This window comes from Prosthecobacter sp., from assembly GCF_046154365.1.
In the GTDB taxonomy this organism is placed as follows: domain Bacteria; phylum Verrucomicrobiota; class Verrucomicrobiia; order Verrucomicrobiales; family Verrucomicrobiaceae; genus Prosthecobacter.
Genome location: NZ_JBJXFV010000039.1, coordinates 1 through 8,163, shown reverse-complemented (window position 1 = coordinate 8,163; position 8,163 = coordinate 1). Strand labels below are relative to the sequence as shown.

Sequence of the window (8,163 nt, the reverse complement as noted above, 5' to 3'; positions counted from 1 at the left end):
CTTTGCCATCGGCTTGAACGGTGCCTAAAATCGCCTCCGTTCATGGGAATGCCATCCACCAGCCTCCAGATTATCCGAATTATCAACGGACTCCTCAGCGCGTAACGCAGCCGGGCGAGTCCGTTTCGTTTTGATCTGGTGACCTTCCCGCACGATGGCCGGATGATGCACTAGGGGCGTTGCACTTTCCTTTTCGCCAGAGCCATCGGCCATTCCTTCCTTTTTTGACTCAAATGACACCCGTTACCATTTACGACACCACCCTCCGCGACGGCACCCAGGGCACCGGCATCTCCTTCAGCACCCTCGACAAAATCCGCGTCGCCGAAAAGCTCGACGATTTCGGTGTGCATTACATCGAAGGCGGCTGGCCCGGTTCGAACCCCAAGGACGCCGCCTTCTTTGAAGAAGCCGCCAAGCGCACCTGGAAAACCGCAAAGATCACCGCCTTCGGCATGACCCGCCGCGGCAAGATGAAGGTCGAGGACGATCCGCAGGTCAAAATGCTGCTCGATGCCAAAACCCCCGCCGTCACCGTCGTCGGCAAAACATGGGCGCTGCATGTCACCGAGGTCTTCCAGGTCAGTTTGGAAGAAAATCTCGCCATGATCGCCGATACCGTGGCCTACTTGAAACAACATGGCCGCGAGGTGCTCTATGATGCCGAGCACTTCTTCGATAGCTTCAAGGAAGACCCCGAATACTCGCTCAAGACCGTCAAAGCGGCTCAAGACGCAGGTGCTGACCTCATCGTGCTCTGCGAGACCAACGGCGGTGCATTGCCCGAGTTCGTCGAAGACACCACCCGCAAAGTCATCGCGCATCTCGGCCGTCCTGTCGGCATCCACACACACAATGACGGCGGCGTCGGTGTCGCCAATGCGCTTGCCGCCGTGCGTGCCGGTGCATGTCAGGTACAAGGCACCATCAACGGCTACGGCGAACGCGTGGGGAACTGCAACCTCACCACCATCATGCCCGCGCTCCAGCTCAAGATGGGCGTCGCACTCGGCCTCGACCTCACGCGTCTACGCGAACTCGCCCACTTCGTCGATGAACTCGCCAACGTGCCGCATGACATCCGTGCGCCGTATGTCGGTCTCGCCGCGTTCACGCACAAAGGCGGCCTGCATGTGCATGCCGTGCAGAAACTCGCCCGCACCTACGAGCACGTCGATCCCGCGCTCGTCGGCAACCAGCGCATCATCAGCATCTCCGACATGTCCGGCCAGTCGAACGTGCTCGTCAAAGCCGAGGGCATGGGTTTCAAATTCGCCAAGGGCGATCCCAAGGTTCAATCCATCCTCGCCGAGGTCAAACGTCTCGAAAGCGAAGGCTGCGAGTTCGAAGCCGCCGAAGCTTCATTTGAGATGCTCATCCGCAAACAGCTCGGCCAATATCAGCCGCTGTTTGATCTCATCGAGTATCATTCCACCCATCGCTTCCGTGGAGGAGATCACGGCTTCGAAACCTGCGAGGCCACCATCAAGATCGACGTCAACGGCTCTCCCGTTTACACCGTCGATGAAGGCGACGGCCCTGTGAACGCCCTCGACAACGCGTTGCGCAAAGCCCTCACGCCGCTCTTTCCCAAGCTCAAGGACATGCGCCTCGCGGATTACAAGGTGCGCATCATCGACGGCGGTGCCGGCACCGCCGCAAAAACCCGCGTGCTCATCACCAGCACCGACGGCAACGCCACCTGGAGCACCGTCGGCGTGAGCTGCAACATCATCGACGCAAGCTGGAAGGCGCTCGTCGATGGCATTGAGTACTTCCTGCTCAAAAAGGCCGCTTAAACCGCCGCGAACTCCTGTCTTGCCAAAACCAGCGCACTGTCCAAAAAGACGGCTTCACCAACACCCTCGGCATGAAGTTCGTGAAAGCACCCGGCATGGACGTGCTGTTCTGCATCCACGAGACGCGCTACCAGGACTACACGGCGTATGCCAATGAAGCCATCAAGGTCGCCATGAGTTGGAAGAACCAGGCAATCGACGGCTTCACCATCGCGGACCGGGCCGAGGATCATCCTGTGCTCAATGTAAACTGGGAGGATGCACATGCGTTCTGTGCCTGAGTGAGCCAGAAAGAAGGCAAGACCTACCGCCATTGCATGATGACGGACGTTCGGCACATCAACTTCGGCTTCCGTCTCGCGCTGGTGCGGTGAGTGTGACCGCTCTCGCACTCGCCGGTTGATCCTTGGCTTGTGCCGCTTGCCGAAGCTCAGCGCAGCTTGAACTGCGACTCATAACGGCGCTGCAATGCCAGAAAGCGCTGCTCTAGCTCGGCGGCGGTCATATCCGCCAGTTCGCTCTCCGGCGTGACCGGGAGGCTCATCAACTCCTGCACGGCTTGCAGCCTGCCCATCCACAAACCGATCGGGTAGCCTTCCAGGAAACCCTCGGCTTCTCCTTCAGCTTTTCCTTCGGCTTTTCCCTGGGCGATGAGCTCTCGGATGGTGGCCATGGCGGTTTCCCTCAGTTCGTTGATTCAACTCCGGCGTATGGGCGCATCTCTCCGTGGTTGAACTCTTGAGCGGCTCAGCGCTGCTTGAACTGCGACTCATAGCGGCGCTGCAATTCTTGGAAACGACTTTCCAGTTCTGCCACAGCAAGATCGGCCAGCTCCTCGCGCGGCGTCACTGGCAGACCCATGAGTTCCTGCAAAACTTGCACCTTCCCCAACCACAGACCAACCATTTCTCCCTCCAGCCGACCTTCTTGGCGGCCTCTAGCTTCGCCGCTGGCTTCCCCTTCGGCTTTTCCCTGGGCGATGAGTTTTTGGGCGGTGGACATGGCGGCTTCCCTCAGTTCGTGGTTCAACTCCAGCGTATGAGCGATCTGCTCCACGTCAAGATTCATGTCCGCGTGCAGGGCATACAGCAGGCTGGTGCGCAGCAGGCTTTCGGGCAGGCTGCCGATGAAGTCCGCCGCCAGCCAGGCGAAGAATTCCATCAGCCGTTTCTCCCGCGCCAGCTTCATGAGTTGCAGCACTACGCGGATTTGCGCGTCATGCTCGTCCTGCGCCGGATCAAAGCGGCTGAGGTCCAGCAGCGCATGCCGAAACTTCGGCAGGTAAGGCAGCAGCGCCTCGGCGTATTGCGGCGGCAGGGCAAAGAGGTCTTCAAAGCGGGTGGAGACCGTCCATGCCTCCGGCCCTTGATGCAGCACGAAGGGCAGCACGGGCGGCAGCGGCAGGCCGTGCTCCTGCTCATGCTGCTGAAGGATGGCCAGCACATAGCCCAGCAGGCGCAGCGGCATCAGCATGTCGGGCGTCGTCTGATGCTCGAACAGCAAATAGAGCCGCAGCTCGCACGCACCGGCACTGGCAGTGAACAGCAAATCGGCATGCGCCTGATGCAAACTCTGCTGCACAAATGATGATGGCAGCAGCGTGAGCGAGGCCCAGTCAATCCCAGCCGCCACGTCCGCCGGCAAATGCTGGCGGAAGAACGCCGCCGCGTATTCCGGCTGCGAGAACACCTCTTTGAAATAGGCGTCATTCGGCTGGCTGGCGAGCAGATCAGGATCGGTCATGCGCGCCATGCTCCAGCATCACCGCAGCTCTGCAAGCTCCTTCATCCCCGCTGCCGCCAGCACGGCATTCAAGTCGGGCGGCAGCGGCGCTTTCACACTCAGTGGCTGGCCTGACGCGGGATGCTTCAGGCTCAGCTCATGCGCATGCAGGAACAAGCGCTTCGCGTTGATCGTCTTGCGCAGCTTGCGGTTCAAATCGAACGAGCCATAGACATCATCGCCCACCAGCGGGAGCTGTCGTGAGGCCGCCTGCACGCGGATTTGATGCGTCTTGCCGGTGATCAGCTCGATCTCGATCAGCACGACGCGATTGGCCGCATTGGTCTCGATCACACGATACTTCGCCTCTGCATTGGGCCGTGTGCCATGCCGCACCGTGGTTCGCACCTGATGCTTGGCGTGCGCCGTGATCAGATGATCCAGCCACACGCCTGCTGGCTTCAAATGGCCGCCGCTGCACAGGGCGAGATACTTTTTCCGCACCTTCTCGGCTTCAAACGCCTCACGACATGCCGCGGCGGTTTTTTCATCCTTTGCGCCGAGCAGAACACCGGAGGTGTCCTGATCGAGGCGATGGATCAACCACACGTTGCCTGCGGGTGTTTTGAAACAACGCTGATCATGATCATAACTGCCCTCAAACGCCGCAGGCTGTGGTTTGGCAGCTTTCGGGTTCGGATGCGAGAGCACACCATGCGGTTTGTTCACCACGATGAGGAAACGGTCCTCGTGGAGAATGTCGCAGCGGGTCATGGCGGAGGCTGGGGTCATGGGGCGCGATAATTCTTCACCAGATAATCTTCCAACGCCTCGCGCCAGTGACGCATCTCGCTGCCGAGCAGGTTTTGCAGCTTCGCGTTGTTCATCACCGTCATCAAAGGGCGTAGTGCCTTGAGTTGAGCAAGTTCCGCGAGCTTGATGGGCCTCACGCTGGTCGTTTTGACGGGCAGACCGATCACGCTGGCGATTTGCAGCGCTGCTTCGGCCCAGGAATGCCAGGAAGCGCTGCCGCCGTTGCACAGATGCCAAACACCGTTGGCCTGGGCGTGGATGAGCTGCTCGATCCAGCCGCAAATGTCGGCGTTGCTGGTTGGTACGGAAATTTTGTCCTCTACCGCACTCAGTTCAGCCGCCTGCAGCGCACGCTGGATGATGTGGTCGGGATGACTGGCCTTGTCGGGGCCGAACAACCACGACACGCGCGCCACCAGCGCGTTTGGACTCGCCTGGAGCACTGCCATCTCACCGTCACGCTTTGTGCGGCCATAGACATTGACCGGCTGCGTCGCGTCAGCTTCGACCCAGCGCTCGTGTAGTTCGCCACTGAACACATGATCAGTGCTGAAGTGAATCATGCGCGCGCCGCGTGCCTGGCAGCATTCAGCGAGGATTTGCGGTGCGGTCACATTCGCGAGTTGGGCAATCTCAGGCTGCATTTCGCATGCATCCGGGCTGGTCATGCCTGCGGCGTTGAGCAGCACGTCAAAGGGCTGTGCCGCCAGCTTCTCCGGTATCATTGCAGGCCGCTCGAAATCGAGTTCGGCACGTCCCCATCTCACCGTTTCGCATTTGGGCGCAAAATGGCGATGCAGCGCACGCCCGAGGCCGCCGGTGGCGCCGAGGATGAGAATACGGGGGCTGGGAGCTGCGGGCATGGCGCATGCTTGCGCTGCCGCCCACGCTTGCAAAGGCAAAAGGCACGCCCATGATGCGCCCCACAAAAAAATGATGAGCGCACCACCGTCCAGAATTGTGATTGTCGGCGCCGGCCTCGCCGGACTGGCGTGCGCGCGTGTGTTCGCTGCCACAGGCCGCAAGTTCACGATTCTGGAGGCCTCCAATGCCGTCGGAGGACGAGTGCGCACGGATGAAGTCGATGGCTTCCTGCTGGATCGCGGCTTCCAGATTTTCCTGCCCGCTTATCCCGAGGCACGTCGCGTGCTGGACTATGACGGACTCGACCTGCGGCCGATCTATCGTGGTGTGGATGTGTTTGTGAAGGATCGCTTTCATCGCATGGCCGACCCGCTGGCGCATCCGCTCACAGCGATGAAGAACTTCCGCGATGAAATCGTGACGTTGCGGGACAAATGGACCACGCTGCTGCTGCGCAAGGAAGTCTTTGGCCTGCGCGAACCGCCCCGCGATCTCGTGGATGTCGAAACCGAGGATTACCTGCGTGATTTCGGCTTCTCCGAGGTCATGATCGACAAGTTTTTCCGCCCGTACTTCGGCAGCATGTTTCTGGAGAAAGATCTGCGCACCAGCGCCCGCATGCTGCTGTTTTTGTTCGCCATGTTTGATCGTGGCGGCAGTGCGCTCCCCGCGCGTGGCATGCAGTCGATTCCCGATCAACTCGCGGTGGCACTGCCGCCCGGCAGTCTGCGCCTGAATGCGCCGGTTGCAGGTGTGCGAGCCGGTGAGGTCACGTTGGACAGTGGTGAAGTGCTGCATGCCGATCACGTCATCGTCGCCGTGAGCGAGGAGGCGGCACATCGGCTGCTGCCGCAAACAGGAGCTCCCGCACCGCTGCCCAGCCGCTCGGCGACTTGCATGTACTTTGCCACCGATGACCTGCCGCCGGGTGATCCCATTCTGCATCTCGATGGCGATGGCCGTGGCCCGGTGAACAGCATCGCGGTGCTCTCGCGTATCTCGCCGCACTATGCGCCGCCGGGGCAGCATCTTATTTCAGCCTCGATCCTCGGCGCACCTTCGAGCACTGAACTGGAACAAGTCGTGCGCGAGCAGATGCAGCGCTGGTTTGGTGAAGCAGTCGTCGCCAAGTGGCGGCACCTCCGCACCTACCAGATTCGGCATGCGCAGCCAGAGGCGCGGCAGTTGCGGCTGGGCGAAGGACCGTTGGCAGCCATGCTAGAACCCGGTCTCTACCGCTGTGGTGATTGGTGCGAGGATGTGTCCATCAACGGCGCACTGCTCAGCGGCCGGCGGGCAGGAGCGGCGGTAATGAAAGCGTTGGGAGAACCGAGCCAGGATTAGGCGTGGCTGGATTCGCAGCCGAAGGCAACACAAAGGGATTGATCGTGGCTGGAGCATTGTTGAGCCGGACCTCCACCTTCGTGGGGCCAAACTTTTCCGGCGTTTTTTCGGCAAGCAAGCGCAGCTCCTGAGCCACGCCCTCGGCATCGGCACGATTCTTGAGATCCTTGATGATCACCGTGGTGAAGCCGGGGCCGGCCTGCACCTCGATTTTTCGCGCCGGCACGCCCATATCCACGTGGATGAGTTTTTCCCACGCACTAGCATGCTGCAAGTCGGGCAGCATGACGAGTCCAGCTTTATGCATCCGCTCCTCCTCCTTCAAATCACGGGCAGGCGTCGTGGCAGCCGGTTTGCTCTGGCAGGCGGTGAGAAAGACGATGGCGAGGAGAAAAAGACGTGGAATCACAGTTTGAGGAAGGCTTTCTGCCTATACAACCAGAAGCAGATCAGCCAAAGGACAAACAACACACCGCAACGTTCGATCACCGGCGTCCACTGGGCCGGGAAGGCGGCATCGGGGAGATGCTTGTGCAGATTGTCCCGGATCCAGCCGCCACACAGGCTGTGCAGCAGATAAATCGTGATGCTGTTCATGCCCACGACCACCAGCGGAAACACCAGCCGCCGCATGCCTGCGATCTCGACCAGCCAGTGGAAGGTCGAAAGCAAAATGAGCACCCAGCCGCCACTGAGGATGGCCCATGACGGCGTCCAGAGGCGTTTCACCACCGGCAGCACCGTGAGGTGATCCAGTTTGGCTCCCACCACCGGCAGCACCTTGAGATCGAGCGCCGTTCCCACCAGCACCAGCACGATGCCCGCAATCAACAGCGTGGCGCACTTGCGCTTGTCCGTATGCGGGCTGCGCATGAGAAAATGGCCCGTCAATGCACCGCCGAGCATCGTGGCAAGCGCCGGAACGAAGTTCAGCGTCTGATAGCCGCCGGGATTGAATTGAAATGGCACCGCCTGCGGCAGCTTGTTCAGAAACACACGGTCAAAGGCAGCCGCGGCATTCGTGTGAATGTTCCAGTGGCCGGAGAAGCCCGGCAGGATCGCCTGCTCCGTGCCCTTCATGCCCGCAATCGCCGCCAGATCCTGCGCTGACGGCAGTGGCTGCTGGATGAAGAACCACGAGTAGCCTGCCAGAATCAAAATGATTCCCGCCACCATGTATTCCCAGCCCATGCGTGAGAGCAGAAAGAGAATGAAGTAACCGAGGCCGATCTGCGCGAGCACGTTGGTAAACAAAAACACCGTGTGCTTGTCCCCTGAGTGCGTCGCCAGCATCACGCCCAGCGCCACCAGCAGGATCGAGCGCGAGAGCGCGTGCCAGGCCATGCCGAAGAACGATTGCCCGTGCTCGCGCCGCTTCGCATACGAGAACGGCACCGCCACGCCGACCATGAACATGAAACTCGGCTGAATGAGATCCCACAGCGAGCAGCCCTGCCAGGCCTGATGCGCAAACTGCGGCTGGATGAACTCCCAGAATGATCCTGGATTCGCCGCCGCCATCTGCGCGATGCCGAAGCCCGAGGAGGCCATCAGCAGCATGATAAAACCTCGAAATGCATCGAGGGAGAGCAGACGATTGGTGGTGGTCGGGTTCATGGCG

At 60.5% G+C, this 8,163-nt stretch carries 9 protein-coding genes; 3 read left to right on the top strand and 6 right to left on the bottom strand.

Going from position 1 to position 8,163, the window contains the following annotated elements:
• The first annotated feature begins 233 nt into the window (after positions 1–233).
• Together cimA and ACKVY0_RS04440 are read left to right on the top strand one after the other, a co-directional pair.
• Positions 234–1,799, top strand: a complete 1,566-nt coding sequence (gene cimA / locus ACKVY0_RS04445) for a citramalate synthase (RefSeq protein ID WP_409213586.1) — start codon at positions 234–236, stop codon at positions 1,797–1,799.
• Between the two features lie 71 nt (positions 1,800–1,870).
• Positions 1,871–2,080, top strand: a complete 210-nt coding sequence (locus ACKVY0_RS04440; RefSeq protein WP_409213585.1) for an SUMF1/EgtB/PvdO family nonheme iron enzyme — start codon at positions 1,871–1,873, stop codon at positions 2,078–2,080.
• Between the two features lie 149 nt (positions 2,081–2,229).
• On the opposite strand, the gene ACKVY0_RS04435 is transcribed toward ACKVY0_RS04440, so the two are convergent.
• The 4 genes from ACKVY0_RS04435 to rfbD all read right to left on the bottom strand — a co-directional run bounded on the left by ACKVY0_RS04435 (position 2,230) and on the right by rfbD (position 5,197).
• Positions 2,230–2,472, bottom strand: coding sequence for a hypothetical protein (locus ACKVY0_RS04435; RefSeq protein ID WP_409213584.1), 243 nt, complete (start codon positions 2,470–2,472; stop codon positions 2,230–2,232).
• A 74-nt stretch (positions 2,473–2,546) separates the two neighbouring features.
• The gene (locus ACKVY0_RS04430; RefSeq protein ID WP_409213583.1) at positions 2,547–3,542 is read right to left on the bottom strand and encodes an Rpn family recombination-promoting nuclease/putative transposase; all 996 of its coding nucleotides are present in this window, start codon (positions 3,540–3,542) and stop codon (positions 2,547–2,549) included.
• A gap of 18 nt (positions 3,543–3,560) precedes the next feature.
• Entirely contained in the window at positions 3,561–4,313 is a 753-nt protein-coding gene (locus tag ACKVY0_RS04425) for an RluA family pseudouridine synthase (RefSeq protein WP_409213582.1), read from the bottom strand.
• Positions 4,310–5,197 (bottom strand): dTDP-4-dehydrorhamnose reductase, encoded by an 888-nt coding sequence (rfbD, locus tag ACKVY0_RS04420; protein WP_409213581.1) that lies wholly within the window; start codon positions 5,195–5,197, stop codon positions 4,310–4,312. Before rfbD ends, ACKVY0_RS04425 begins: the two co-directional genes overlap by 4 nt.
• Positions 5,198–5,294: 97 nt before the next feature.
• Here rfbD and ACKVY0_RS04415 point away from each other — a divergent pair, with 97 nt between their 5' ends.
• On the top strand, positions 5,295–6,542 hold the full coding sequence (locus ACKVY0_RS04415) for an NAD(P)/FAD-dependent oxidoreductase (RefSeq protein WP_409213580.1): 1,248 nt from the start codon (positions 5,295–5,297) through the stop codon (positions 6,540–6,542).
• On the opposite strand, the gene ACKVY0_RS04410 is transcribed toward ACKVY0_RS04415, so the two are convergent.
• Together ACKVY0_RS04410 and ACKVY0_RS04405 are read right to left on the bottom strand one after the other, a co-directional pair.
• Positions 6,481–6,951 carry a hypothetical protein gene (locus tag ACKVY0_RS04410; RefSeq protein ID WP_409213579.1) on the bottom strand — a complete coding sequence of 157 codons (471 nt, stop codon included), beginning with the start codon at positions 6,949–6,951 and terminating at the stop codon, positions 6,481–6,483. The two genes, ACKVY0_RS04415 and ACKVY0_RS04410, sit on opposite strands and share 62 nt — an antisense overlap.
• Positions 6,948–8,163 (bottom strand): acyltransferase family protein (locus tag ACKVY0_RS04405; protein ID WP_409213578.1); only part of this gene is annotated, 1,216 nt, incomplete at its 5' end. The genes ACKVY0_RS04410 and ACKVY0_RS04405, both read right to left, overlap by 4 nt.